Origin of the sequence: Rhodococcus sp. 15-725-2-2b (genome assembly GCF_002259075.1) — a bacterium.
Classification (GTDB): domain Bacteria; phylum Actinomycetota; class Actinomycetes; order Mycobacteriales; family Mycobacteriaceae; genus Rhodococcoides.
The window spans coordinates 345,462-369,453 of the sequence record NZ_NPFL01000006.1 but is presented as its reverse complement, the minus strand read 5'-3'; the positions used below and the strand labels follow the sequence as shown (position 1 = coordinate 369,453).

Genomic DNA, 23,992 nt, shown 5'->3' with positions numbered 1-23,992 from the left:
CTGTCGTACGGTGTGCACGAACACCGTAAAGGAGCCCTGTGACATACACGAACGACCCGCGCGCCGTAGTACTCGTCCACGATCGGGACCCGGCTCTCGCGCGACGCGACATCGGCACCCTCGACGCCGAATTGCGCAGCAGGGGTTTCCAGTTGGACGTGCACTCCTTCGATCACAGCCCCGACACCGCGCCGCCGTCGCTGTCCGAGGCGCAGTTGCTGGTGGTCATGGGCTCGCCGGACGCTGCGTACGACGACACGCTGACCTGGCTCGCGCCGGAAATCGCATACGTACGGCAGGCCGTCGACGCGCAGGTCCCGATCCTGGGTGTCTGTTTCGGAGGTCAGTTGCTCGCTCGGGTGCTCGGCGGAAGCGTGCGCAAGTCCGAGCATCCCGAGTACGGTTTCGTCGACGTCGAGTCGTCCGATCCCGAGCTCGTCGCCGCCGGCCCGTGGATGGAGTTTCACGGAGACACCTTCGTCGCTCCCCCGGAGGCGACGGTGATCGCCCGCAACGGGGCCGCACAACAGGCGTTCGTCCACGGCCCGCACCTCGGACTGCAGTTCCACCCCGAAATAGACCTCGACACGTACGACGCGTGGGCGGCCGCATGGGACCGTGACGGCGTCGAACACGAGGTGGACGTGCACGAGATTCGCCGAGCCATCGCCGACGCCGAACCTGCAGCTCGGTTGCGGTGCTCGGCTCTGCTGGACTCGTTTCTCGCCCGAGCCTCGGCGGTGCCCCGGTAGGGTCGAACGATGACCGAGGCCAGGCCCAGCAACTTCAGCGATCACCAACTCGGCATCTACGCCGCCGGGATGTTCGCGCAGCAGACACCGTCGATCACCACCAACCTGGCGCGGTTAGAGGATCAGGCTGCCGAGAAGCTCTCGCCCGAGGCTCTCGGCTACATCGTCGCCAGTGCGGGCAGTGGCTCGACGGCTCGTGCGAACCGGGCGGCGTTCGACAGGTGGGCCATCACGCCGCGAATGCTGCGGAGCTCAGCGGCCCGCAACCACGCGTGCACCGTGCTCGGCACCGACATGCCCGCTCCGTTGCTGATCGCACCGGTGGGGATCCAGACCCTCGCCCACCCCGACGGCGAGCTCGCCACCGTCCGCGCAGCTGCGGAACTCGGTGTGCCGTACATACATTCGACGCAGGCATCACATTCGTTCGAGCAGGTCGCCGAGGCGGGTGGCGACGCCCCCCGCTGGTATCAGCTGTACTGGCCGACGGACGAATCGGTACTGCTGAGCTTTCTGCAGCGCGCGAAGGATTCCGGTTTCACCGCCCTGGTGCTGACCCTCGACACGACCCTGTTGGGTTGGCGGCCCGCCGATCTCGACCGCGGGTATCTTCCCTTCCTGGCCAACCTCGGCATCGAGAACTACCTCAGCGATCCGGCGTTTCGGGCCGGGCTGGCCCAGCCCGTCGAGGAGAACCCCGTTGCCGCCGCGATGCATTGGGCGCAGATGTTCCCCAACCCCGGGCTGTCGTGGAAGAACCTCGCGTTCCTGCGGGAGCATTGGGACGGTCCGATCGTGCTCAAGGGAATCTGCACCGTCGGCGACGCGCGAGAAGCCGCAGCGCACGGCGTCGACGGCATCGTCGTCTCCAATCACGGTGGTCGTCAGATCGACGGGGCCAGAGCCTCACTGGACGCATTGCCCTCGATCGTCGACGCCGTGGGCGAGCAACTGACAGTGTTGTTCGACTCGGGCGTGCGCACCGGAGCCGACATGGCCAAGGCCCTCGCGCTCGGAGCCGATGCGGTACTGCTCGGCCGACCGTTCCTCTACGGACTCGCACTCGGTGGACAGGAGGGCGTGGCGCACGTATTGCGTTGCCTGCTGGCCGAATTCGACCTGGTGACCAGCCTGTCCGGCCACACCGGTGCGGGCGAGCTCGGCCGCGACTCGATCATGGAGTCCTGATGGAGTGGACCAAGCACGCCATCTGGTGGCATCTGTACCCACTCGGATTCACCGGCGCACCGGTCCACGGCTGGGACGGTGAGTCCCAAGCGGAGCTGCACCGGCTGAACAGAATCGAGAAGTGGCTCGACTACGCACTCGAGCTCGGCGCGTCGGGCATCGCCCTCGGTCCGATCTTCGAATCCGAGAAGCACGGCTACGACACGGTCGACTACCACCACGTCGACGGCAGGCTCGGCACCGACGAGGACATCGACTCACTGATCGCCGCAGCGCACTCCCGTGGCCTGAAGATCATGTTCGACGGCGTCTTCAACCATGTGGCACAGAGCTTTCCGAAGTTCCGTCAGGCCCTGGCCGAGGGACCGGACTCCGAGGCTGCAGGGTGGTTCCATCTGGATTGGTCCGGCGACGAGCCGACGCATCGCAACTTCGAGGGGCACGACGAACTGGTGGCACTCAACCACGAGAGCCCACACGTGCAGCAGTACGTCGTGGACGTGCTCTCGCACTGGCTCGAACGCGGCGTCGACGCCTGGCGACTCGACGCGGCCTATGCGGTGTCGCCGCGCTTCTGGGCGGCGGTACTGCCGAAGGTTCGCGAAAAGCACCCGGAAGCATACTTTCTGGGCGAGGTGATTCACGGTGACTACGACCGAATCGTCTCGGCCTCCACGCTGGATTCGGTCACCCAGTACGAGCTGTGGAAGGCGATCTGGAGCGGTCTGAGCGAGAAGAACTTCTTCGAGCTCTCGCACGCACTGGAGCGTCACAACGGCTGGCTCGACGCCTTCGTACCCGCCACATTCGTCGGAAACCACGACGTCAATCGCATCGCCAGCGTCATCGAGGACGAGCGACATCTGCTGCACGCGTTGGTGGTTCTGTTCACCGTGGGCGGTATGCCCATGATCTACTACGGCGACGAGCAAGCGTTCCGCGGCATCAAGGAAGATCGCGTGGGCGGTGACGACGACGTGCGTCCGGAGTACCCCGAATCTCCGGACGATCTGGCCCCGTACGGCTGGCCCGTGTTCCGAATTCACCAGGAGCTGATCGGGTTACGACGCCGAAACCCGTGGTTGTACTCCGCCCGCACCGAAACTCTCGAGCTCACCAACACCGCACTCGTTTACCGAGCTTCTGCGGACGGGGAGTCGGTCACCGTGGCACTGAATCTCGGCGACGACGCGATCGACTACGCGGTCGAGGGCAGGGAGGTGCTGGCCGGGGAAGCGGGCCTGAACGACGGGCGGGTGAACGTTCCGCCGCACGGCTGGGCGGTCATCGGTTGAGGGCCCTGGCCGCTTTCGCGCGATCGAAGAACGCCAGCAGGTGCGGCAGCTGTTCGTCGGTGACAGTGAACTTCATTCGGTCGCCCGAGTAGCCGATGCTGCCGTCGGATGTTCGCAGACCGAGGACGACCTTGGTGCCGTCCCGGGTCGGCTTCGCGTCCACGCCGAGCTGATCCACATGCCACCGACAGCGCCCGCCCGATGCGATCCTCACGGCGGCGTCGAACACCTCGACGGTGCGGTGGTCGAGAACGAAGATGACGTTCTCGTCGAGGCGATACTCCAGGTAGACGCGTTCGGCCATGGCGGCACAGTAACTTGTCATCGTCGTATTCGGGTATCTATCAACTGAGCTAGAGAGCCGTATCGACGGCAATGCAGCGTCCTGCCGAGACCGGTGGGTACAGTCGAGCGCGACACGGGGTGCCCCCAGGGGCTGAGAACACACCCGTCGAACCTGATCTGGTTAGGACCAGCGAAGGGAATGTCGTGACGTTCGGTATTCCTGTCCCCTCGTAACGGTCCCGACCTCGAACGAGAGGCGAGGCGCATGAAGTTCGACGAGCAGACAGTGTTGATCACCGGCGGTGGACGCGGACTGGGAGCAGCGATCGCCGCGGCGTTCGCCGGTGAGGGTGCACGTGTGGTGATCGATTACCGCAACAGCAAAGATGCTGCCGAGGCGCTGGCAGACCGGCTCGGCGAGAACGCGATCGCAGTGCAGGGTGACGTCACCGACGAATCGGACGTCGCCGCGCTGTTCGAGACCGCCCGTGAACACTTCGGCATCCCGATCACCACCGTCGTCAACAATGCGCTGGCCGACTTCTCCTTCGACGGAGATGCCCGCCCCAAGGCCGACACCATCACCTGGGAGCGTTTCGACGCGCAACTGCGAGGCAGCGTCCGCGCGGCGTTGCTCACCACCCAAGCTGCACTGCCGGGTATGCGCGAGACCGGGTTCGGCCGAATCGTCAACGTGGGCACCAACTTGTTCCAGAATCCGGTGGTGCCGTACCACGACTACACGGCGTCCAAGGCGGCTCTGCTCTCGCTGACCCGCACTCTTGCCGCCGATCTGGGCGCGGACAACATCACCGTCAACATGGTCTCGGGTGGACTGCTGCGCACCACCGACGCCAGCGCGGCCACTCCGGCCGAAGTGTTCGACTTCATTGCTGCGTCGACTCCGCTGCAACGCGTCACCACCCCCGAGGAATTCGCCGATGCACTGCTGTTCTTCGCCTCGCCGTGGGCGCGGTCGATCACCGGTCAGAACCTCGTCGTCGACGGCGGCCTGGTCAAGGACTGACATGCACCTCAACGCTTTTCTCTACGGTTGCGGGCACCACAGTGCGGCGTGGCGGCACCCCGATTCGCGGGTGGAGGACCTGGGCGACATCTCGTACTACGAGGAACTCGCGCAGCTCGCCGAACGGGGAATGTTCGACGCCGTGTTCTTCGCCGACGGACATTCGGTTCGCGATCCCGCCGGGGCCGGCACCTGGTTCCTCGAGCCGATCACCGCGCTGTCGGCCATGGCCAGGGCCACCACGCGCATCGGGCTCGTCACCACGGTGTCGTCGACGTTCTACACCCCGTTCCATGCTGCACGCACGCTGGCGTCGCTCGATCACATCAGCGGCGGCCGGGCCGGTTGGAACGTGGTCACCTCCATGTTCGACGCCGAGGCGCGCAATCACGGAATGGACGTCATTCCGGCTCGTGAGGAGCGCTACGCGCGCGCCGAGGAATTCGTCGATACGGCTCTGGCGCTGTGGGATTCGTGGGATGCCGACGCGTTGACGCTCGATCGGAGCGGCAACTACGCCGATCCGGCCAAGGTGCACTCGATCGATCACGACGGCAAGCACTTTCGGGTCGACGGTCCGTTGACGGTACCGCGGTCTCCGCAGGGTCGTCCGGTCCTGTTTCAGGCCGGAGCGTCGGGGCCGGGCCGCGAACTGGCGGCCAAGTATGCCGAGGCGATCTACGCCGTCGCCTACGATCTCGTGGCAGCGCAACGCTATTACGAGGACGTGAAGACGCGGATCGACCGTGCGGGTCGCGACAGCGCGACGGTGGGGATCATGCCGGGACTGGTGACGTACATCGGGTCGACCATGGACGAAGCCCGCCGCAAGAAAGCCGAACTGGATCTGCTGCTCCCCACCGAGCAGTCGTTGGCGATGCTGTCGACATTCACCGGGCAGGACTGCGCTGCTTGGGAACTCGATGCTCCGGTTCCGACTCTGCCACCGGCATCGGAGTTCACCGGACCGCAGGGGCGCTACGAGACGATTCTGCGGATCATCGAGAAGGATGCCCCCACGGTCCGAGAGTTGCTCGGCACCCTCGCGGCGGGTGGTGGACACGCCACGATGATCGGTACACCGGAGTCGATCGCCGACGAGATGCAGTCATGGATCGGCCGTGGTGCCGACGGGTTCAACCTGATGTGCCCTCGCTTCCCGGACTCGCTCGTCGACTTCGTCGATCAGGTGGTCCCTATATTGCAGCAGCGCAGTCTCTTTCGATCGGAGTACACCGCGTCGACGCTGCGTGGGCACCTGGCTCACTGAGTGGATTCACCGAGCGGCCGGACCGAAGACTCCCCGATCGACGAACGCCACCAGAGCGTCGAGTCCTTGCTCGGGCGAGCCCTGCCACAGCCGGGCGAAGTTCTCCGCCGCACCGCCGATCAGCATCGCGGTGGTGGCCGGGGAGGCCGGTAGCTCGACGCCCGCCTTCTCGAAATTCGCGAGGCGGTTCACCCACGGCTCGAACTGGACCTGCGTGAATCGGTGCACTCGCTCGGCGAAGTCCGCATTGACGAGTGCGGCATCGCGGAGGGCATCGATCACCACGCGGTGTCGAGTCATCAACTGCCAGAAGACTTCCACGTGTGGCCGCATCGTGGGGCGGTCGCGGGCCGTCGGATCCTGAGTGGCGACGATGATGTCGGCATCCACACCGATTTGCTCGGCCAACGCCAGCAGTAGTTCGTCCTTGCCGGAGTAATGGTTGTAGAACGACCCCGCTGCGCGGCCGGCTTGCCGGGTGATGTCGACGATCTTGGTGTTGAGGTAACCGGACCGGGCGAACACGACGCGGGCGGCGTTCTCCAGCTCGATGCGCGTCTGTTCGGCCTGCTGCGCCCGGCTCGTGGCCGCCATCGTCACACCCTCCCTGTTGACACCTCTGCCGTCACGATACACACTGAATGTCGATTCAGTGAATGCCGATTCGTTTCAAGGGGGACGGATGAAAGCCGCAGTTCTGACCGAATTCGGTGTGCCCACGTACGCCGACCACGCCAACCCGGAACCAGCGCAGGGTATGGAGGTGATCGATGTGGCGGCGGCTACTCTCAACGCCGTCGATATCGTCATCGCCGCGGGCACCCACTACCTCAGCCCGCAGTCACTGCCGACCGTGATCGGTATCGAAGGCACGGGCACCACGCAGGACGGTCGCCGAGTCTATTTCTGCCCGCCGGTCCCGCCCTACGGTTCGATGGCCCAGCAGGCGCTGGTACCGACGGCGTCGCTCGTGGAACTACCCGATGGGCTGGATTTCTCGACCGCCGCGACGCTCGGCAACGCCGGACTGGCAGCGCTGATGCCGCTGACCCACGGCGGCCGGATGAAGGACGGGGAGAGCGTTGTGATTCTCGGTGGCACCGGGGTCGTCGGACGATTGGCAGTGCAGGCCGCCACGCTGCTCGGGGCCGGATCGATCACCGTGGTAGGGCGCGACGAGAGCGCACTCGACGCCACCCGCGAACTCGGTGCCACAGCGACGGTGGCCGTCGGCGACAAGAGCGTCGACGAACTGTCGTCCGCCATTCGGCACGCATCATCCGGCGCGGACGTCGTGGTCGACTACACCTGGGGCACAGTCGCTCTGGCCGCACTGCGCGCAGGAAATCGGCTCGTTCGTCTGGTTCAGGTCGGCGACCGGGCCGGTGCGGAGGTCGCCCTACCAGCGCAGCTCCTTCGATCGCTCGGGGCGACCGTCGTCGGCTTCATGCCGCTGCACTACGGGCCCGATGCCACGGCGCAGGCCTACCGAACCCTGACCGAGTGGGCCGTGGCAGGCAAGATCACCGTGGAGTACGAGAACGTCCCGCTGGCCGAGGTGGCGAGCGCGTGGAAGCGAGCCCCACTCACCCGTCACAAACTGATATTGGTCCCCTGAATGGCTCGCGCGTCCAGCGAGTCGATGAATTCTCGCGTCAACCTTGCGATGTCGTCGGCATGGGAGATCGGCGACCAGTGTCCGGCCGGAATGTCGTTGCGGGTCAGGTCTTTCACCCACTTGCCGGTGTCGTCGTAGTGGTACGGCCGCACGGCGACGTCCTCGGTGTTGACGATGAGGTGGACCGGGATGTCGATGTGTCGGTCGCGTGGATTGCCCAGAATGGGAAGGATGTTCGCGCGGTACAGATTGGTGCCGTTGGTGGCGTCGGACCACAGCGTGGGGTTCTGGGTGACGAGGGAGGGATCGACGCCCGAGAACTCTTCGAGAAACGCGGGCCATCCCTTGGCGAACTGCCGTTTGATCCGCAGCTTGGCGAGGAGGGGGATGTGGAAGGTGACGGTGTACCACGACGCGCGTACCTGGGCGAGCACCTGCTTGATACCGGTGAGAGTGGGTGTGCGCAATCGCGACTGCGACCACTTGCCGAGGTGATCGAGGTTCGGGCCGGAAATGGATGTGTACGAGCGGATTCGGTCCTTCGCGCGCGGCTGGGCCGCGGCTTCCCATACCTCCACGGCACCCCAGTCGTGGGCGAGCACGTGTACCGGGGCGTCGGGGCTGACGGCGTCGGCGACAGCGTAGAAATCCGAGGCCAGACGCGCCAGCTTGTAGGCGGACTGCTCGGTGGGAACCGTGCTCTCGCCTGCTCCGCGGGAGTCGTAGCTGATCACCCGAAAGCGGTCCTCCAGCTGGGGCACGATGTGGCTCCACAAATCGTGGGTATCGGGCCACCCGTGGACGAGGACGATGGGATCACCGTCGGGGTTGCCGCTCTCGAACACCGCCAGGCGGATCCCCTCGTTGACGACCGTCGTCCGAACTGCGTTGCTGCTCAACAGTGTTTTCCGTTCTATAGATCGAGTACGAGACGCCCGCTGCGTGCCCGGGAGACGCAGATGAGCATGTGATCACGTTGTTCTTCGGGAGTGAGCCGAGATTCGAGATGTTCGGGCTCACCCGAGAGCACCCGAACCTTGCAGGTACCGCAGAAGCCCTGCTGGCACGAGTATGCGATGTTCGGTTTCTGTTCCTTGACCGCGGTCAGCACCGACGCGTCGGCCGCGACGTCGAGCACGGCACCGGTGCTGATCAGCTGCACCTCGAACGGAGTGCCGTCGAGAATGGGCGGCGGGCCGAAACGCTCGAAATGCAGTGCCGTGGCCGGGCACTGGCGAAAATCGCGGCGCACGGCGTCGAGCATCGGGGTGGGGCCGCAGCAGTAGACGGCACCTCCTGGCTGCGTGCGCTGGAGTAATTCGCCTTCGGTCGGGTAGCCGTGCACGTCGTCGGTGCGGACGAACACGCGGTCCGACTCCCAGCTCTCGATCTCGTCGAGGAAGGGCATCGTGTCGCGAGATCGACCGCAGTACACGAACTGCCAGTCCATGCCGAGAATTCGTGCAGCTCTGACCATCGCGATGATGGGAGTGATGCCGATCCCGCCGGCGATGAACAGGGCACTGCCTTCGCCGACGAAGGGAAAACCGTTGCGCGGCCCGCGAACAGTGACCTCGGTGCCCGGCTCGAGCCCGTGCATCTCGATGGATCCACCTGCGCCGGTGGGGATTCGACGCACCGCGATTCGGTAGGAGCTGCGATCGGCCGGGTTGCCGCACAACGAATACTGGCGGCGGCGGCCGGAGGGCAGGTGCAGATCGAGATGGCAGCCCGGATGCCAGATCGGCAGCTGATCCCCCGTCGGCGAGGCGAGCGTGATGGCCGCGACATCGTTGTCCTCGGCGACGATCTCGCGTTCGGTGACGACCAGCGTCAACGCGGAATCGGGATTGTGGCCGGCGACGGCCTCGTCGTACTCCGCACCGGCAGCTGCACGCATGTATCCGTTGAGAAACGTGCCGAGAAGCTGCATCGACCGATCGGGATGTGCCCGTCCGCGCAGATCGGGCGGCGCATCCTTGGGAAGCAGCCGCGGGACGCGACGCGAGGTGAGCTTCACCTCGCCGCAGCCTGCGCGGCCGGCGAGGACGCGAGGTATCGGACGGCCTGCGCGGTCGAGCCCTCCTGGCTGGGGTGGTACGACTTCCTGAGGTAGCGCGACATGCTGCGACCGACGTGCGTCAACGCGGGCAGGGTGCCGCGTCTGACCGACTTCCGCCACAGAGCGGACCGAGGCTTGCGCACGGATCTCGGGGCGGACTGCAGCTCCGGGTCGTTCTTCATCAGGAAGATGATCCCGCGCATCCAGATGTACGCCATCAACGGCACGACCAGCACGAAGGTTCGGAGGCGACGGACCTCGCGCTTGTCGAAGTATCGGAGCGTGTCGTAGGCGACCGAGCGGTGCTCGACTTCTTCGGCACCGTGCCAGCGCAGCAGATCGAGCATGGTGGGGTGGATGCCCGCGCGGTCGAGACCGTCCGCGTTGAGCACCCAGTCGCCGAGGAACGCCGTCACGTGTTCGATTGCTGCGATCAGGGCCAAGCGCTCGACCAGGTTGTTCTTCGCCCGCAGGCTCGTCACCGAATCGGCTCCGAGTACCTTGCCGAAGGTCCATTCCATCTGATCGGTGAAAGGCTTGGGGTCGAGCCCCTTGGCCTCGAGGTGAACGAGTACGCCGGTGTGGGCCTCGGCGTGCACGGCCTCCTGGCCGATGAAGCCGATGACGTCGTCGCGCAGCTTCTCGTCGTCGATGTACGGCAGGGCCTCTTTGAACGTGTCGACGAACCAGTGCTCACCGGCAGGCAGCAACAGGTGCAGCACGTTGAGGACGTGCGTGGTGTACGGGTCACCCGGCACCCAGTGCATCGGCAGATCGGTCCAGTCGAACTTCACGTTCCTGGCCTGCAGCATCACTTCGCCGGGATCCGAGGCGACGGTGTTCCGTTCGTTCATCGAGCCACTTCCTCCACATCCGCATGTGTGGCCGATGCCACAGTGCGCGCTTTAGTATAAACACCAGTTACAGGTAAAAGGAACCGTGTCGGAGTCGAGTGAGAGACTGCTGTGATGACCGACTCCTCCCCCGTGTCGATTCCCCCTGCCCCGGCGTCGACTCCCCCGAGTCGCGTCCCCATCGCCTGGCCTGCCGAATGGCCCGTCGAGGTCCGAAGAATCGCCGATGCCACGAACGATGCCCTCGCCGCCGTTGCGGCGCGGGATCCGATCGCGTTCGACGACGCCGTCGAACTACTGGGCCGCTCGGACTCGGCGCAGGCCGGGCACGTGCATGCCGAAATGGTACGCACGTTGCTCGAAGAGGTACATAGCGATGGATTGACCGGCGAGAACGTCCAGGAGGTACTGGGCCGGACCGTGCGTGGCGCGGACTGGCTGCCGAACCTGGACATCGCGGGATTCGTCGAGGTGCTCACCGGAGCCTTGGGCGTCGCCGACGTCGAACAGCAATCACGTACGAAGCCCAGGCCTGCACACGCATTGTTGGTGGTCGCGGACCTACTCGCGGTGCGTCGCGGTCGCGCCGAGACCTACCTGCGCCGTGCACTGGCCGAAGTCCACCGAGCCGAGACGATCGAGATGCCCTAGCGAGATCTTCCCCTGTCTTGCACGAGCGCTAGACAGGGGAAGAAAGCGCTACCGATGCAGGATGTTCGCCCCGGCGAGGATGGCCCTGATCGACGACAGGTCGGCGTCGGCAGCCATGCCCATCGACCATTCGCGACGACCGTCGTGCTCGGCGAGGGTGAAGGTTGCCGTCTCGTCGCCGATGATCTGCTGGTGGAACGAGAGGATCTCGATCCGGAATCCGGCGTCGTGGAGCATCGACGTCAACGCCTCGATCGGACCGTATGTGGTTGCAGCACAGGCGATGATCGTGTCGCCGATGCCGAAGGTGGCGTCGAACTCGATCTTGCAGCCGGTGGACTTCGTCCCGGTCCACGATCCGAGCCGAAGAGGCCCGGTGGTGGGCGAGAAGCGGTCGGTGAAGGCCGTCCACGTCATGGAGTGCCAGGTGGACTCGGCGATCTGGTCCCGCATCGTGCGCGGCAGAGCGCAGCCGAAACGGCCGTGGAAAGGATCCGTGGCGAAAGAAGAAGCAAGTGCATTCATGGGAGTGGTCTTCCGGATGTGAAGGGAGGACCGAGATAGCACGACGACCCGCAGCGAGGGGTCGGTCCGAATCAGACCCCGCTACGGCGGCGTACTACGAGAATGCGCTTCACAGCGACGAACTTAGCCGCGACCTGGACTGGCGCGCAAGTATCGAGCGAATACAGATCTCTAGGACACGAGCTAGATGTCCGCATATATCGCACGATTCGTTGTAACTTTGGCCCCATGGACCCCGTGCGTAACCCTTACGCTCCCGGCGCCGGCCAGCGCCCACCCGAGCTCGCAGGCCGAAAGAAGCAGCTCGACGCCTTCGACGTCGTGCTCGAACGCATCACCCGCGGCCGACCCGAACGCAGCGTCGTACTCACCGGGCTGCGAGGCGTCGGGAAGACGGTGTTGCTCAATCAACTCCGCTCCGCCGCGATCGCCCGCGGATGGGGCACCGGCAAGATCGAGGCTCGCCCCGACCAGGAATTGCGTCGACCGCTGTCGTCGGCGCTGCACATGGCGGTTCGTGGGATTGCGGCCTCGCACCGCGATCCCGAACGCGTCGACGAGTTCCTCGGCGTGCTCAAGGCCTTCGCACTGCGCGCCACCGCGGACAAGGGCATGCGGGAACGCTGGCAACCCGGCATCGACGTCCCGGCCAAGACCGGCCGCGCCGACTCCGGCGACATCGAGATCGACCTCGTGGAACTGCTGCTCGACGCCTCCGCGCTGGCCGGCGACGTGGGCGTGGGCATCGCCATCTTCATCGACGAGATGCAGGATCTGGGACCCGCCGATATCTCCGCTCTGTGTGCGGCCTGCCACGAGCTCAGCCAGGACACCGCGCCGCTGATCATCGTCGGGGCCGGGCTGCCGCACTTGCCCGCGGTGCTGTCGGCGTCCAAGAGCTACTCGGAGCGCCTGTTCAGCTATCACCGGATCGGCCGACTCGAACGAGCGGCGGCCGATCTGGCCCTGATCGCCCCGGCCGACCGGGAGGACGTCGAATTCACTCCGGACGCTCTGGATGCGCTGTACGCGGCCGCCGACGGCTACCCGTACTTCGTCCAGGCGTACGGCAAGGCGACGTGGGACCTCGCGGCCGACACCCCGATCACCGTCGAGGACGTGCGCGTCGCCGCCCCGACGGCGGAGGAGGAACTGGCCGTCGGATTCTTCGGTTCTCGCTACGAACGGGCAACGCCGGCCGAGCGCGAATACATGCGTGCGATGGCCGAACTGTCGGTGGACGACGGCTCGGTACCGACCTCGGCCGTGGCGACCGAGCTGGGGCGCAAGCCGGCGTCACTGTCGCCTGCGCGGGACGGACTGATCAAGAAGGGCCTGATCTACTCGGCCGAACGAGGAACCATTGCCTTCACGGTGCCGCACTTCGGCCGCTACCTGCGCGCGCAGACCGACGAACCTGCAGCGGTGTGAGCTGTCAGTGCGCCTCGGCTCGCTCGACACACAGCTGCTCGAGCTTCCGCACTGCCCTCGCGTCGGACCGATCGACGTTGACGAGGTCTGCGTCACCGTCGTAGAAGTCGACCAGACGCTGATCCATCACCGTGCGCCACAGCGGCGGAACCAGCGCGCAGAAGATCATCACCGCGTAGCCGGCCGGTAGCTGCGGGGATTCGTCGACGGTGCGCAACGACTGGTATCGGCGCACCGGATTCGCATGATGGTCGCTGTGCCGTTGCAGGTGGTAGAGGAACAGGTTGCTCCACAGGTGGTCACTGTTCCAGCTGTCCCGGTGGGTCGGCTTTCCGTAGCGGCCGCTCGGCCGTTTCTGTCGCAGCAATCCGTAGTGCTCGAGGTAGTTCGCTGCCTCGTACAGCACGATGGCGATCGCGGCCTGAATCAGCAGGTACGGAACGATCACGGTGCCGAAGACGGCGATCAGTACGGCGAACAGGGCGACGCTCATCGCCCCGGCGTTGAACAGATTGTTCCGGTACGACCACCGTGACAGGCCCTGCCGGGCGAGGCGTCGGGATTCCAGCGTCCAGGCCGAGCGCAGGCCGTGGACGATGGTGCGCGGCAAAAACTTCCAGAACGACTCGCCGAACTTCGCCGATGCCGGGTCCTCCGGGGTCGCCACACGCAAATGGTGTCCGTGGTTGTGTTCGACGTAGAAGTGGCCGTACAGGGTCTGCGCCAACGTCACCTTCGAGAGCCAACGTTCGAGGCGCGCCCGCTTGTGACCCAGTTCGTGCGCGGCGTTGATGCCCACTCCACCGACGATTCCGACGGTGATCGCGAGGCCGATTCGCTCGGGAACTCCCAACGGCCCGTGCGCCCAGAGATAACAGGCCGCGACGAGCCCCGCGTACTGCAGCGGCAGGAACAGGTAGACGCACCAGCGGTAGTACGGATCGTTCTCCAGCGCGGCGATCGCCTCGTCCGGGGGATTGCTGCGATCCACCCCGGCGAACCTGTCCACCAGCGGTAGGGCGACACCCATGATCATCAGGCCGAGGGTCCAGAACGCCCCGGGGCCGAGGAGAGATACCAGCCCCCAGGCCAGGAACGGGCTCAGAGGAATGATCAACCCCAGCGGCCACAGGTAGCGTTTGGGGTCGCGCCACCGCGGCGACGTGCTCGTGGCGGACTCGTCACGCATTCTTGATTCTTCACTCCTGGTCGGTGCGGTGCCCTCGGGGTGCGAGGACTGATCGGTAGTGGCGTGTCACAACTACATCGCCCGTTCCACGATGATAGTTACCCAAGCAAAAATCTGTGGGTTCGCCGATGAGCCGTCGAAGGCCCCGCCGCCCTTGTACGGTGACCGAATGAAGCATGTCGAGTCGTCGTTCGTCGGCGTTCACGGAACCCGAATCGTCTACGACGTCTGGACACCGGAGACCACGTCGACCGGGATCGTGGTGCTGGCTCACGGCCTGGCCGAGCACGCCGGCCGGTACCGGCACGTCATCGAACGACTCGGCTCCCTCGGGCTCGTCGTCTATGCACCCGACCACCGCGGCCACGGACGATCCGGCGGCAAACGGGTGTCGCTGGAGAAGTGGTCCGACTTCACCGACGACCTGCACACACTGTTCGGCATCGCCGCCGCCGAGCATCCGAATCAGCGCACCTTCCTGCTCGGCCACAGCATGGGTGGCGCCATCGCACTGTCGTACGCCCTCGACCACCAAGACGACCTCGACGGCCTGATGCTGTCCGGGCCCGCGGTGGCCCCCAGTGTCGGTCAGCCGAAAGCCCTGGTGGCCGTGGGTAAGGTCCTCGGACGTTTCGTACCGGCAGTTCCCGTGCTGAAGCTCGACCCAGCTCTCGTCTCGCGCGATCGCGACGTGGTCGATGCCTACGTCGCCGATCCGCTGGGCTACCACGGCGCGGTTTCGGCCGGCCTGGCCGCAGCCATGCTGGGCGTCGGTGAGACCTTTCCGACGCGACTGCCTGCGCTGAGGATTCCCGTGCTGTTGCAGCACGGAACTGCAGACCGATTGGCCGATGTCTCGGGCAGTGAACTGATCGCCGAGCGGGCCGGATCCGACGACCTGACCCTGAAGAAGTACGACGGACTGTTCCACGAAGTGTTCAACGAACCGGAGAAGGAGCGCGTACTCGACGACCTCATCGCTTGGCTACGTCCCCGTGTACACACCGGCGCTGTAAGTTCCTGACGGATCTTTCGAAGAAGGGGGTACGACCATGACCAGGCGAGCACTCGTATTGGGCGGCGGCGGAGTCGCAGGTATTGCGTGGCAGACGGGTGTCCTACTGGGATTGGCCGAATCGGGAGCAGACGTCAGCGACGCCGAGATGCTGCTGGGGACCTCGGCGGGGTCCTCTGTCGCAGCCCAGATCTCGAGCGGGGCCACGTTGGCCGAGCTGTTCGAGCGTCAGGCGGACGAGGCCAAGCAGGACCACGAACCGCATGCCGAGGCGACGATCGACGAGCTGGTCGCCATGCTGGCTCGGGCGGCCCAGAACTCGGACGGCAGTGCGATCGACACGCGTCGGCGTATCGGCACCGAAGCTCTGGCGGCCTCGACGATCTCCGAGCGCGAGCGCAGGGCGATCATCGAACGCCGGCTGCCGTCGCACACGTGGCCCAATCGCGATCTACGGATCGTCACCGTCGATGCCGTGACCGGTCGGCATCGGGTACTCGATCGTGGCTCGGGCGTCCAGCTGATCGACGCCGTGGCCGCGAGCTGCGCTATCCCGGGAATGTGGCCGCCGGTGACCATAGGCGATCACCGCTATGTCGACGGCGGTATCCGGGCGAGCGAGAATGCCGATCTGGCAGTCGGTTTCGAGAAGGTGCTGGTGTTCAGGGTCGGTGCCCTCGATCTGGAGCACGACCCCTTCGACGTCGAACGAGAGCGGCTGATCAAGGGTGGCTCGAAGGTGGAGGTCGTTGCCCCCGACGCCGATTCGTCGGCCGCCATCGGCCCCGATGCCACCGACATCGCAGTTCGATCGGCTGCAGCCGTGGCCGGACGAGCGCAGGGCAATGCCATCGCAGAACGCATCGCCGAGTTCTGGGTCTAGAGGACCTCTCTAGCCGAACAGTGCAGCGCCGTTTCCCCAACAGACCGAACGCACCCAGTCGTCACCGAGATCGAGTCGGCTCACGGCCTGCAGCGCATGCAGATACGGGTACGGGATGTTGGGGAAGTCGCTGCCGAACAGAATGCGATCCTGCAGTTCGAGCAGCCGTGGCCGCTCGTGTTCGGGGAACGGTGCGCCCGCCTCGGAGAAGTCGGTGAACGCCATCGTGGTGTCCAGCCGCACGTTCCGGTAGCGATCGGCCAGATCGAGGAAGTCGCTGTACTCCGGCATGCCCATGTGCGCGATGATCAGCGGAAGCGTCGGGAACCGCTGCAGCAGTGCGGCAATGGGTTCCGGTCCGGTATGGGTGCCCGGTGCCGGGCCCGAACCGCAGTGGATCACCACGGGTACCTGCGCGTCCGAGATGGCACCCCAGACGCCGTCGAGCAAGGGGTCGTTCGGTGAGTAGTTGCCGACCTGGATGTGCGACTTGAAGATTCGAGCACCGTTCGTCAACGCCTGCTCGACGTACTCGGTGGCCCCGTCCTCGGGATAGAAGGTGGCGGTCTGCAGGCAGTCGGGGGTCCGGGCCGCGAAGTCGGCACCCCACGAGTTGAGCCAGGCCGCCATCGACGGCTTGTGTGGGTAGATCATCGACGTGAACCGCCGTACTCCGAACCCCCGAATGACCTCCAGCCGTTGTTCTTCGGCGAACCGGTAGGAGATGGGCCAGACGCTGCCGGTCAGTGGACCGGCACTGTCGAAATAGCTCCACACCTTGTCCATCACGTTCTTCGGCATGAAGTGCGTGTGGACGTCGAAGAGGCCGGGCAGGGACAGCTCGGTCCAGAAGGCGACGATCCGTTCGGTCTCGTCGAGAAGTTCGGCGTCGGAGCGTGGCGGCTCAGCGTGCGACATGGGCGTCGAACCACGCGAGAGTCTTGCCCCAGGCATCGGCGGCGGCGTCGGCGTCGAACACGGCAGGGCGGTCGTCGCAGTGGAATCCGTGCTTGCCATGGGCGTAGCGAGTGATCTCGGTGGCCACCGGTGCCGTCGCGGTGATCTCGCGCAGCGTCTCCACATCCTGGAACGGGATGCCCTCGTCCAGATCCCCGAAGAACCCGTGCCACGGCGTCTGGAGTGCGTCGCCCACCGAGGTCATCGCGGGATAGCCGAAGCGGCCCTGCGTGATTCCGCCGCCGTAGAACGTCGCGGCCGCACCGAGGGGGCGTCGAACAGCGGTCTGGAACGCCACACTGCCACCCATGCAGAAGCCGACGATCGCGATGGACGAGGGCTCGAAGCCGAGTTCGGCCAGTGCGGTCGCCGCTGCGTCCACGTCGGCGTCCACCTCGTCCGCCTCGAGTTCTCCGATGGCCGCCATGGCAGAATCCATGTCCGAGTAGTCGAGCACGGTGACGCCGTCCTGCCGGTGGAACAGGTGCGGAGCGACCGCGACCCACCCTGCGGCCGCGACGCGATTGCAGACGTCGACGATGTGGTCGGTGACCCCGAAGGCCTCCTGGATGACGATGACGCCGCCGCGGGCATCACCATCGGGCCGAACGACGGTGAGGGGAGTGGTGTTCATCCCTCGATTGGAGCACACCGCACGTAGTACATGCCGGTAGCGTCGGTCGGACTCGCTGTTTTGTACGGTGGCGTGCAGGGAACGATCCCGACCGAGAGGACAACTCATGCGTGCGGTACAGATCTCCAGCCTCGACGGACCCGATTCGGTGACCGTGGTGGACGTCGACGAGCCTGCCGCGCGCGACGGATCGGTGGTCATCGAGGTTCATGCCGCCGGCGTCGCCTTTCCCGACGCGTTGCTCACCCGCGGCCTCTACCAGTACAAGCCCGAGTTGCCGTTCGTCCCCGGCAGCGAGATCGCCGGCATCGTTCGGTCGGCACCACCGGAGTCCGGCTTCTCGGCCGGGGATCGCGTCGCGGCGCTGACGGGACTGAGCGACGGTATGGCGGAGGTCGCCGTGGTCTCACCCGACACCGTCTTCGCGCTACCCGAGTCGGTGTCCCTGTCCGCGGGGGCAGGATTGTTGTTCAACGACCTGACGGTGCACTTCGCGCTTCGTGAACGCGGCCGTCTGGCTGCGGGCGAGACGGTCCTGGTGCACGGCGCAGCAGGGGGAATCGGAACCTCCGCACTGCGAATGGCTCCGGTACTCGGGGCATCTCGCGTCATCGCCGTCGTGAGCTCGCAGGCCAAGGCCGACATCGCCCGTTCCGCCGGAGCCACCGACGTGGTGCTCGTCGACGGGTGGAAGGACGCGGTCAAGGAACTGACCGGCGGCCGTGGCGTCGACGTCGTCGTCGACCCGGTCGGCGGTGACCGGTTCACCGACAGCATTCGCTCGCTCGCACCGTCGGGCCGAATCTTGGTGCTGGGCTTCACCGGTGGCGAGATCCCCACGGTCAAGGTCAACCGATTGCTGCTCAACAACGTCGACGTCGTCGGAGTCGGTTGGGGTGCATGGTGGATGACGCGCCCGGGCTACCTCGCCACGCAGTGGGCCGAGATCGAACCGCTGCTCGCCGATGGATCGCTCAGCGCACCCGAGCCGTCGGTGTTCCCGGCCGCCGACGCTGCCGCCGCTATCGCGTCACTGGAGAACCGCACTGCCGCAGGCAAAGTGGTGCTCGATTTCACGCGCTGAGTCGCGGTCGGGCTGCCGGTTCACTCCGGCAGCTCGACGCCTCTTGCCTCGGCCAGGGCTGCGATCTCCGCAGGGAAGACGTTCTTGAACACGAACGGATCGGTTCCCAGAGCCCAGTCGGGCGCGAGTTCGATTGCGTACCGCTCGAAGTAGCCGAGCTGCTTGGCCACCAGGATCAACTCCTCCGGGCTCGACGTCTTGTACTGCTTGCCCATGCCGACCAGCGCTCGAATGAAGTCCGCCAGGCTGAAGTGCGCGAGGGTTGCCGAGAGCATCGGAGCGAAGACCGACTGTAGGATCGCACCGACTTCGGCATCCGAACCCATCTGTGGGGCAACGATTCCCAGGCGTTTGACAGTGCCGGCGAGTCGGGTGAAGTCGCCGTCGATCACGGTGGCGTGGAACAGGTCGAGCAGTAGCGCGCGCCACTGCTCGTCCACCTCGCCCATGACTCCGAAGTCGAGGAACGCCACCCTGCCGTCGTCGAGAACCCAGACGTTGCCCGCATGCACGTCGCCGTGGAACAGGCCGTGCAGCACAAGGGCTTCCATCCAGACCTTGGCTGCGCGACGAACGATGAGCTCGGACTGATCCCCCGGCTCGTAGCGGTCGAGTGGTGAACCGTGCATGCGCTCCATGCAGATGACACGGCCACCGCAGTAGTCGAGGAAAACCTCGGGAGCGGTGACGTGCTCGTTGTCGCCGAACGCGCCGATTGCCGCGCGAAAGCTGTCCTGACGCTTGGCTTCCACGGCGCTGTCGAGTTCGGCGAACGTGGCAGCGTGCAGGTCGACGATGATGGCCGACGCATTGGCCGTGGCGAAGAACGGAATGAACTTCTCGAGTCCGCGGGCGATGAGGTACGCGATACGCAGGTCGATCTTCATTCGGTGGTAGATGCCTCGCCGTTGCACCTTCATGACCACTTCACGGCCGTTGTCGCGGCGCACACACAGATGCACCTGAGCGACCGAGGCGGACGAGAGCGGCACGTCGTCGAACGAGGAGAACAGCTCGTCGATTCCGCGGCCCAGATCGGCCTCGATCACGGCGCGCGCCTGTGCCCCGGGGAACGGTGGCACCTCGTCGAGGCAGCGCAGACAGGTGTCGGCGAGGACCTTGGGAAACAGCCCCGGTGAGGACCCCATCAACTGCCCGACCTTGACGAAGGTGGGACCGAGAACGAAGAAGGCGTCGACGACGGCCTCCGAGGCGTGCAGCGGCCACCCGCGCCGCGGCGCGCGCACCCAGCGGCCGATCGCGACGAATTGGAAGTACGCCAACACAGAGCCGATGACGATGAGCCGCAACAGTTCTCGTACCCCGAACTTCCTCAGCTCGGGTGCAGGCTTCGGTGTCAGGGGCTCGGGCGTCATGCGTTCACCCCTGCAGGAACCCGCGCCGCCGAGGCTTCCAGGCGCGCCAGCAGTCGATCGAACCGGGTGGCGTCGTCGGAGGCGCGCGAGAGCACCAACGCGCCCTGTATTCCGGCCACGATCTCCTCGGCCAGTTCGGCGGCCGAGTCGCCGTGTCCCAGACGGCTCAGTACCGGAGTGAGTGCGTCGATCCAGTGGGTGAAATGCGTTGCGACGCGGCCCGAGAACACGGCACGGTCGAGACCGAGTGTGAACGCTCCGAACAGGCACACCAGTCGATTGGACCGGAAGTATCGGGCGGTCTGCTCGAACATCTCGTGGGTGGTCGACGCGGCATCGGTGCCGTGTCGCAACGGCTCGAACACGTTGTGGTGGAACCACAGTTCGACGTCGTCGAGGACGGCCTCGGCCATCTCCTGCTTTCCCCGCGGAAAGTAGTGGTAGAGGCTGCCTTTCCCCAGGCCGGTCCGTTTGCTGATGACCGCGAGGGACGATCCGTCGAATCCGTGGTCGCGGAACACCCCTGCGAGTATCGGCACCACGTTGTGGCGATCGCTCATGAGCCGGTACTGTACCAATCGGTACACGCCAGGTGTATCGGGGCTCCGGGAGTGGAGCCTGCGAAATGACCCATCGGGGTCGAGCCGAGATGGGTCGTACAGCTGTGAAGAGAACGACCGTCCTGGCCGCTGGTGCGTTCCTCGTCGGCGGGGTGACCTATCTGGCCGCCGAGGCCGTCGCCGCGCTGGGGTGGACCGATCGGCCGTACAGCTACTCCCGCAACAACATCAGCGACCTCGGTATCCCGGACATCTCGCCGCTGCACGCGGTGATGAACACCGGCTTCGTCGTCGACGGCATGTTGTTCGTCCTGGCGGGGCTGGGACTGGCGGTTCTCTTCGAGGGCCGCGCGCGGTGGATCGTGGCCGGCACCTCCGTTGTGCACGGTGTCGGCAGCATCGTCGTCGGGCTCGCTCACGCCTCCGTCGACGGGGCCTCTACGCCCCATGCGGTGGGTGCGGGCATGGCGATCGTCGGCGGCAATCTGGTACTGCTGGCGGCGGGCCGATACGGCGGCCGCGTCGGCGCGCCGCGTTGGTACACCGTGAGCAGTGCGACCGCAGGAGTTGCAGGCCTGGTGGGGCTGGCCCTGTTCCTCGCCGACACCGGAATCCTCGGCGGCGGAACATTCGAGCGCATTTCGGTCTACACCATCATCGGATGGGAGATCGTCACCGGCGCAACGGTTCTGGCCAAGCGCCGCCTATCCGAAGTCGGGTGACTCCTTGGCGAGGAACGCGCGCACACCCTCCCTGCCGTCCGCCGACTCGAACGCCTCCTCGAACACCGGCAACGCCCGTCGCGCCGGTAGGCCGGGGGACTCTCCGAACGTGAGCGCGAGGGCCTGCTTGTTCGCCCGAACAGCAGAGCGGGATTTTCGCGCCAGCGCCTGCGCCAAGTCCAGGGCCATCGACAAGGACTGTCCACGCGGAGCGACGCGATTGATCAGGCCCCACTCCAGAGCAGTCTCGGCCGATACGGGCTCGCCGAGCAACACCAGCTCGGCGGCGCGGGCCTGACCCACCCGACGCAGCGCACGCATGGAGCCGCCGCTGCTGGGGATCACACCGAGGTCGATCTCCGGGAGTCCGAGTCGAGCTCCCGCGTCGGCGACGACGAGGTCGCAGCACAGTGCCAGCTCGAGACCGCCGCCCAACGCAAATCCGCCGATTGCCGCGACGGTGGGCAGCGGCAGATCGTCGAGCAATTCCAGGGTGGCGTTCTCGAGATTGCTCTTGCGGGCCAGCACGTCACCGTCGTTCTGCATCTCGGGCATCTCGGTGATGTCCGAACCGGCGCTGAACACCCGGTCGCCGGTGAGAACGACCGCCCGAACCGCGGCATCGTCGGCCAACTCTCGGAGGACGGCGCGCAGTCGACGCGTCGCCGGTCGGGTCAGCGCGTTCACCGGCGGGTTGCTCAAGGTGATCTGGGCGACCGCCGCGTGCGGAAAGGTCAGGACAGGAGAAGGCTCGGTGGGCATACCTGAACCGTAGAGCGTGCGGCTGACCAGGCGATTGGGAGACTGCCGAGATGGCATGTAGCGTGGTGAACACCCGACGCGGGGTGGAGCAGCTCGGTAGCTCGCTGGGCTCATAACCCAGAGGTCGCAGGTTCAAATCCTGTCCCCGCTACTACACGAGTCAGGCCCGACATCGATGATGTCGGGCCTGACTCGTCTGTGGTGCCCTCGTCTGTGGTGCCGACGGGTTCGTCGATCAGGGCTGCAGTCTGAACTGCACGACAGCGGTCACATTCTCGATGGCGTCGTCGAGAGCGGTCATGCGTGCTCGGGCGTCCGGCGCAGACAGGATGTCCAGTCGATCGGATTGACCCATCGGAATCAGTGCTGCCAGCGACCAGATCTTCTCGGCGGCCGAGATGGGCAGGCCCAGGAAGTCCGGAACACCGGGTGTGACAACGCTTTCCGCCGATTCGAGTCGACCGATCAGCTCGTAGAGATCTTCGACCCGCGCCCAGGTGGCGTCGAATTCGGTGTCGGCGATCACCGCGTCGGTGTCCTCGTCCGGCCACGCTCGGACGTCGGCCAGTGGGTACGGATCGTCCGGCAGCCAGGCGTCGATCCTGATCCGTTCACCGCCGACGCACTCGAGCAGATATCGGCCGTTGCCGATGGACTCGTGCCCGATGATGTGTGCGGTCGTCGCCACGTCGTGCCGTACGTCGCCGCCGCCGGCCTCGTGCCCACGCGCGATGAGCACCACACCGAAGCTCGGATCTTCTTGCTTCAGGCAGTCGTGCACCAGAGCCTGGTAGCGCGGCTCGAAGATGTGCAGTGGCAGACGTTCGCCGGGGAGCAGCACGCTGCCGAGCGGGAACATCGGGGTCACGCTCACGGGTGCTGCAACGGAACAGCCGCCGGGGCGATCGCCTCGGCTGCGCTCTTCTCGGTCCGGTTGGAGTCCAGGAATTCGTCGAGCAGTCGGAAGAAGAAGTCCGGCTCGTCGAGCTGGGGAAAGTGGCCGGCGTCGGGAAAGATCTCGACGCGACTGTTCGGGACCTCGCGTCGAATGTTGTCGGCGTGCTTGGCGGGAATCATCCGGTCCTTGCCGCCCCAGACGAGCAGCGACGGAATCGACTCGAACTTCTCGAAATGTTGCTTGGCGCTGACGGTCTGACCACGCGGGCCGACCACGGCACGCGTCGACGCCAGAAATGCGCCGCGGGTGGAGCGGTCGGCCACGGACCGGAACGACCGCCAGGTCTCGGCCATGCTGGGACCCGGCTTGACCGGCAGACCCCATTTGCCCAGCTGGGCAAGCGCGCCCTCGGTGTTCCTGCGGAACCAGTCCGATGCGAGCAGTGGCAGTACCAGCTCACTGCCGGGCAGCGTCGCGGCCTTGAGGAGCAGACTCACTTCCGGGCCGAGGCCGCCGCTGCTGACCAGCGCCAGGCGATCGACCCGCTCGGGGAAGAGGTACGTCAGCTGCATGACGATGCCGCCGCCGAGCGAGTGACCGACCATCGGGGCCGAGTCGATGTTCAGGTGATCCATGAGGTCGCGAATGGTGGCCGAGTGCGAACTCAGCGAGTAGTCGCCGGTGGGCTTGTCGGATTCACCGTGGCCGAACAGGTCGGGCGCGACGACCCGATACTTCCGCGACAGACGTTCGAGCTGCGTGCCCCAGGACTGATGCGATCCGAGCAGGCCGTGCACCAGAATCACGGGAGGGCCGTCGCCCATGTCCACGTATCGCAGGACGTCCTTGTGTAGTTCTACCGACTGCAATTCGTACGATGAACTCATGGTCGACCTCCTCGTCGTGTGATTCCCGGATCGTCGCGTGGCTCGGCGAGCCGCTGGCACAAACGTA

At 65.8% G+C, this 23,992-nt stretch carries 26 protein-coding genes, 1 tRNA gene and 1 riboswitch; of the genes, 13 read left to right on the top strand and 14 right to left on the bottom strand.

Annotation, left to right across the window (positions count from 1 at the left end):
• Positions 1-38 precede the first annotated feature (38 nt).
• From CH306_RS07480 to CH306_RS07470, 3 genes are read left to right on the top strand one after another with little or no spacing between them, the layout of a single operon-like run.
• On the top strand, positions 39-752 hold the full coding sequence (locus CH306_RS07480; protein ID WP_094646155.1) for a type 1 glutamine amidotransferase: 714 nt from the start codon (positions 39-41) through the stop codon (positions 750-752).
• Between the two features lie 9 nt (positions 753-761).
• Positions 762-1,940: an alpha-hydroxy-acid oxidizing protein gene (locus CH306_RS07475; protein WP_094646154.1), complete on the top strand. Its 1,179-nt coding sequence runs from the start codon at positions 762-764 to the stop codon at positions 1,938-1,940.
• On the top strand, positions 1,940-3,235 hold the full coding sequence (locus CH306_RS07470; protein ID WP_094646153.1) for an alpha-amylase family glycosyl hydrolase: 1,296 nt from the start codon (positions 1,940-1,942) through the stop codon (positions 3,233-3,235). The genes CH306_RS07475 and CH306_RS07470 overlap by 1 nt, the downstream gene beginning before the upstream one ends.
• On the opposite strand, the gene CH306_RS07465 is transcribed toward CH306_RS07470, so the two are convergent.
• Complete coding sequence (locus CH306_RS07465; RefSeq protein ID WP_094646152.1) at positions 3,225-3,539, bottom strand: hypothetical protein; 315 nt, start codon at positions 3,537-3,539, stop codon at positions 3,225-3,227. The two genes, CH306_RS07470 and CH306_RS07465, sit on opposite strands and share 11 nt — an antisense overlap.
• Positions 3,540-3,644: 105 nt before the next feature.
• A riboswitch (TPP riboswitch) is annotated at positions 3,645-3,737 on the top strand.
• A gap of 48 nt (positions 3,738-3,785) precedes the next feature.
• Here CH306_RS07465 and CH306_RS07460 point away from each other — a divergent pair.
• Both CH306_RS07460 and CH306_RS07455 read left to right on the top strand, forming a co-directional pair.
• A complete protein-coding gene (locus tag CH306_RS07460) occupies positions 3,786-4,547 on the top strand; it encodes a 3-oxoacyl-ACP reductase (RefSeq protein ID WP_094646151.1) in 762 nt (253 codons plus the stop codon).
• Position 4,548: 1 nt separating this feature from the next.
• Entirely contained in the window at positions 4,549-5,817 is a 1,269-nt protein-coding gene (locus CH306_RS07455) for an LLM class flavin-dependent oxidoreductase (RefSeq protein WP_094646150.1), read from the top strand.
• A gap of 6 nt (positions 5,818-5,823) precedes the next feature.
• On the opposite strand, the gene CH306_RS07450 is transcribed toward CH306_RS07455, so the two are convergent.
• Positions 5,824-6,411 carry a TetR/AcrR family transcriptional regulator gene (locus tag CH306_RS07450; RefSeq protein WP_032396816.1) on the bottom strand — a complete coding sequence of 196 codons (588 nt, stop codon included), beginning with the start codon at positions 6,409-6,411 and terminating at the stop codon, positions 5,824-5,826.
• Positions 6,412-6,499: 88 nt separating this feature from the next.
• Between CH306_RS07450 and CH306_RS07445 the strand changes: the two genes are divergently transcribed.
• Complete coding sequence (locus CH306_RS07445; RefSeq protein WP_094646424.1) at positions 6,500-7,435, top strand: quinone oxidoreductase family protein; 936 nt, start codon at positions 6,500-6,502, stop codon at positions 7,433-7,435.
• Here the strand turns inward: CH306_RS07445 and CH306_RS07440 are convergent.
• From CH306_RS07440 to CH306_RS07430, 3 genes are read right to left on the bottom strand one after another with little or no spacing between them, the layout of a single operon-like run.
• Positions 7,411-8,334: an alpha/beta fold hydrolase gene (locus tag CH306_RS07440; protein WP_094646149.1), complete on the bottom strand. Its 924-nt coding sequence runs from the start codon at positions 8,332-8,334 to the stop codon at positions 7,411-7,413. The two genes, CH306_RS07445 and CH306_RS07440, sit on opposite strands and share 25 nt — an antisense overlap.
• 14 nt (positions 8,335-8,348) lie before the next feature.
• Positions 8,349-9,455: a PDR/VanB family oxidoreductase gene (locus tag CH306_RS07435; RefSeq protein WP_094646148.1), complete on the bottom strand. Its 1,107-nt coding sequence runs from the start codon at positions 9,453-9,455 to the stop codon at positions 8,349-8,351.
• A complete protein-coding gene (locus tag CH306_RS07430; protein ID WP_032396813.1) occupies positions 9,452-10,351 on the bottom strand; it encodes a metal-dependent hydrolase in 900 nt (299 codons plus the stop codon). The genes CH306_RS07435 and CH306_RS07430 overlap by 4 nt, the downstream gene beginning before the upstream one ends.
• Positions 10,352-10,465: 114 nt before the next feature.
• On the opposite strand from CH306_RS07430, the gene CH306_RS07425 reads away from it, so the two are divergent.
• Positions 10,466-11,002, top strand: a complete 537-nt coding sequence (locus CH306_RS07425) for a hypothetical protein (RefSeq protein ID WP_230596940.1) — start codon at positions 10,466-10,468, stop codon at positions 11,000-11,002.
• 48 nt (positions 11,003-11,050) lie between these two features.
• Here CH306_RS07425 and CH306_RS07420 read toward each other — a convergent pair whose 3' ends face one another.
• Positions 11,051-11,527: a 2-isopropylmalate synthase gene (locus CH306_RS07420; RefSeq protein WP_094646147.1), complete on the bottom strand. Its 477-nt coding sequence runs from the start codon at positions 11,525-11,527 to the stop codon at positions 11,051-11,053.
• Between the two features lie 228 nt (positions 11,528-11,755).
• Between CH306_RS07420 and CH306_RS07415 the strand changes: the two genes are divergently transcribed.
• Positions 11,756-12,958 carry an ATP-binding protein gene (locus CH306_RS07415; protein WP_032396811.1) on the top strand — a complete coding sequence of 401 codons (1,203 nt, stop codon included), beginning with the start codon at positions 11,756-11,758 and terminating at the stop codon, positions 12,956-12,958.
• Between the two features lie 4 nt (positions 12,959-12,962).
• Here CH306_RS07415 and CH306_RS07410 read toward each other — a convergent pair whose 3' ends face one another.
• Positions 12,963-14,147, bottom strand: a complete 1,185-nt coding sequence (locus CH306_RS07410; protein ID WP_032396810.1) for an alkane 1-monooxygenase — start codon at positions 14,145-14,147, stop codon at positions 12,963-12,965.
• Positions 14,148-14,316: 169 nt separating this feature from the next.
• On the opposite strand from CH306_RS07410, the gene CH306_RS07405 reads away from it, so the two are divergent.
• Positions 14,317-15,171, top strand: a complete 855-nt coding sequence (locus tag CH306_RS07405; RefSeq protein ID WP_094629146.1) for an alpha/beta hydrolase — start codon at positions 14,317-14,319, stop codon at positions 15,169-15,171.
• Between the two features lie 28 nt (positions 15,172-15,199).
• Entirely contained in the window at positions 15,200-16,045 is an 846-nt protein-coding gene (locus CH306_RS07400) for a patatin-like phospholipase family protein (RefSeq protein WP_032396808.1), read from the top strand.
• 9 nt (positions 16,046-16,054) lie between these two features.
• On the opposite strand, the gene CH306_RS07395 is transcribed toward CH306_RS07400, so the two are convergent.
• Together CH306_RS07395 and CH306_RS07390 are read right to left on the bottom strand one after the other, a co-directional pair.
• A complete protein-coding gene (locus tag CH306_RS07395; RefSeq protein ID WP_045197515.1) occupies positions 16,055-16,963 on the bottom strand; it encodes an amidohydrolase family protein in 909 nt (302 codons plus the stop codon).
• Entirely contained in the window at positions 16,950-17,636 is a 687-nt protein-coding gene (locus CH306_RS07390; protein ID WP_032397293.1) for a dienelactone hydrolase family protein, read from the bottom strand. The genes CH306_RS07395 and CH306_RS07390 overlap by 14 nt, the downstream gene beginning before the upstream one ends.
• 106 nt (positions 17,637-17,742) lie before the next feature.
• Here CH306_RS07390 and CH306_RS07385 point away from each other — a divergent pair, with 106 nt between their 5' ends.
• A complete protein-coding gene (locus CH306_RS07385) occupies positions 17,743-18,720 on the top strand; it encodes an NADPH:quinone oxidoreductase family protein (protein WP_032396807.1) in 978 nt (325 codons plus the stop codon).
• A 20-nt stretch (positions 18,721-18,740) separates the two neighbouring features.
• Here the strand turns inward: CH306_RS07385 and CH306_RS07380 are convergent, their stop codons facing one another.
• Entirely contained in the window at positions 18,741-20,096 is a 1,356-nt protein-coding gene (locus tag CH306_RS07380; protein WP_032396806.1) for an ABC1 kinase family protein, read from the bottom strand.
• Positions 20,093-20,656: a TetR/AcrR family transcriptional regulator gene (locus CH306_RS07375; RefSeq protein WP_176459200.1), complete on the bottom strand. Its 564-nt coding sequence runs from the start codon at positions 20,654-20,656 to the stop codon at positions 20,093-20,095. Before CH306_RS07375 ends, CH306_RS07380 begins: the two co-directional genes overlap by 4 nt.
• Positions 20,657-20,760: 104 nt before the next feature.
• Here CH306_RS07375 and CH306_RS07370 point away from each other — a divergent pair, with 104 nt between their 5' ends.
• Positions 20,761-21,378 carry a DUF998 domain-containing protein gene (locus CH306_RS07370; RefSeq protein WP_179272821.1) on the top strand — a complete coding sequence of 206 codons (618 nt, stop codon included), beginning with the start codon at positions 20,761-20,763 and terminating at the stop codon, positions 21,376-21,378.
• Here the strand turns inward: CH306_RS07370 and CH306_RS07365 are convergent.
• Positions 21,361-22,140 carry an enoyl-CoA hydratase/isomerase family protein gene (locus CH306_RS07365; RefSeq protein ID WP_179272822.1) on the bottom strand — a complete coding sequence of 260 codons (780 nt, stop codon included), beginning with the start codon at positions 22,138-22,140 and terminating at the stop codon, positions 21,361-21,363. The two genes, CH306_RS07370 and CH306_RS07365, sit on opposite strands and share 18 nt — an antisense overlap.
• Positions 22,141-22,217: 77 nt before the next feature.
• Between CH306_RS07365 and CH306_RS07360 the strand changes: the two genes are divergently transcribed.
• Positions 22,218-22,291: transfer RNA gene (locus CH306_RS07360), tRNA-Met, on the top strand.
• Between the two features lie 84 nt (positions 22,292-22,375).
• Here the strand turns inward: CH306_RS07360 and CH306_RS07355 are convergent.
• Positions 22,376-23,014: an LON peptidase substrate-binding domain-containing protein gene (locus CH306_RS07355; RefSeq protein ID WP_032396804.1), complete on the bottom strand. Its 639-nt coding sequence runs from the start codon at positions 23,012-23,014 to the stop codon at positions 22,376-22,378.
• Positions 23,011-23,925, bottom strand: a complete 915-nt coding sequence (locus CH306_RS07350) for an alpha/beta fold hydrolase (protein WP_256981079.1) — start codon at positions 23,923-23,925, stop codon at positions 23,011-23,013. The genes CH306_RS07355 and CH306_RS07350 overlap by 4 nt, the downstream gene beginning before the upstream one ends.
• Positions 23,926-23,992: the final 67 nt, after the last annotated feature.

Excerpts from the sequence above, each read along its gene's own strand:
- CH306_RS07450 (WP_032396816.1), bottom strand. The coding sequence starts at position 6,411 with ATGGCGGCCACGAGCCGGGCGCAGCAGGCCGAACAGACGCGCATCGAG.
- CH306_RS07395 (WP_045197515.1), bottom strand. The coding sequence starts at position 16,963 with ATGTCGCACGCTGAGCCGCCACGCTCCGACGCCGAACTTCTCGACGAG.
- CH306_RS07470 (WP_094646153.1), top strand. The coding sequence starts at position 1,940 with ATGGAGTGGACCAAGCACGCCATCTGGTGGCATCTGTACCCACTCGGA.
- CH306_RS07460 (WP_094646151.1), top strand. The coding sequence starts at position 3,786 with ATGAAGTTCGACGAGCAGACAGTGTTGATCACCGGCGGTGGACGCGGA.
- CH306_RS07390 (WP_032397293.1), bottom strand. The coding sequence starts at position 17,636 with ATGAACACCACTCCCCTCACCGTCGTTCGGCCCGATGGTGATGCCCGC.
- CH306_RS07385 (WP_032396807.1), top strand. The coding sequence starts at position 17,743 with ATGCGTGCGGTACAGATCTCCAGCCTCGACGGACCCGATTCGGTGACC.
- CH306_RS07425 (WP_230596940.1), top strand. The coding sequence starts at position 10,466 with ATGACCGACTCCTCCCCCGTGTCGATTCCCCCTGCCCCGGCGTCGACT.
- CH306_RS07430 (WP_032396813.1), bottom strand. The coding sequence starts at position 10,351 with ATGAACGAACGGAACACCGTCGCCTCGGATCCCGGCGAAGTGATGCTG.
- CH306_RS07455 (WP_094646150.1), top strand. The coding sequence starts at position 4,549 with ATGCACCTCAACGCTTTTCTCTACGGTTGCGGGCACCACAGTGCGGCG.
- CH306_RS07475 (WP_094646154.1), top strand. The coding sequence starts at position 762 with ATGACCGAGGCCAGGCCCAGCAACTTCAGCGATCACCAACTCGGCATC.
- CH306_RS07445 (WP_094646424.1), top strand. The coding sequence starts at position 6,500 with ATGAAAGCCGCAGTTCTGACCGAATTCGGTGTGCCCACGTACGCCGAC.
- CH306_RS07415 (WP_032396811.1), top strand. The coding sequence starts at position 11,756 with ATGGACCCCGTGCGTAACCCTTACGCTCCCGGCGCCGGCCAGCGCCCA.
- CH306_RS07380 (WP_032396806.1), bottom strand. The coding sequence starts at position 20,096 with ATGACGCCCGAGCCCCTGACACCGAAGCCTGCACCCGAGCTGAGGAAG.
- CH306_RS07405 (WP_094629146.1), top strand. The coding sequence starts at position 14,317 with ATGAAGCATGTCGAGTCGTCGTTCGTCGGCGTTCACGGAACCCGAATC.
- CH306_RS07410 (WP_032396810.1), bottom strand. The coding sequence starts at position 14,147 with ATGCGTGACGAGTCCGCCACGAGCACGTCGCCGCGGTGGCGCGACCCC.
- CH306_RS07420 (WP_094646147.1), bottom strand. The coding sequence starts at position 11,527 with ATGAATGCACTTGCTTCTTCTTTCGCCACGGATCCTTTCCACGGCCGT.
- CH306_RS07465 (WP_094646152.1), bottom strand. The coding sequence starts at position 3,539 with ATGGCCGAACGCGTCTACCTGGAGTATCGCCTCGACGAGAACGTCATC.
- CH306_RS07375 (WP_176459200.1), bottom strand. The coding sequence starts at position 20,656 with ATGAGCGATCGCCACAACGTGGTGCCGATACTCGCAGGGGTGTTCCGC.
- CH306_RS07365 (WP_179272822.1), bottom strand. The coding sequence starts at position 22,140 with ATGCCCACCGAGCCTTCTCCTGTCCTGACCTTTCCGCACGCGGCGGTC.
- CH306_RS07350 (WP_256981079.1), bottom strand. The coding sequence starts at position 23,925 with ATGAGTTCATCGTACGAATTGCAGTCGGTAGAACTACACAAGGACGTC.
- CH306_RS07400 (WP_032396808.1), top strand. The coding sequence starts at position 15,200 with ATGACCAGGCGAGCACTCGTATTGGGCGGCGGCGGAGTCGCAGGTATT.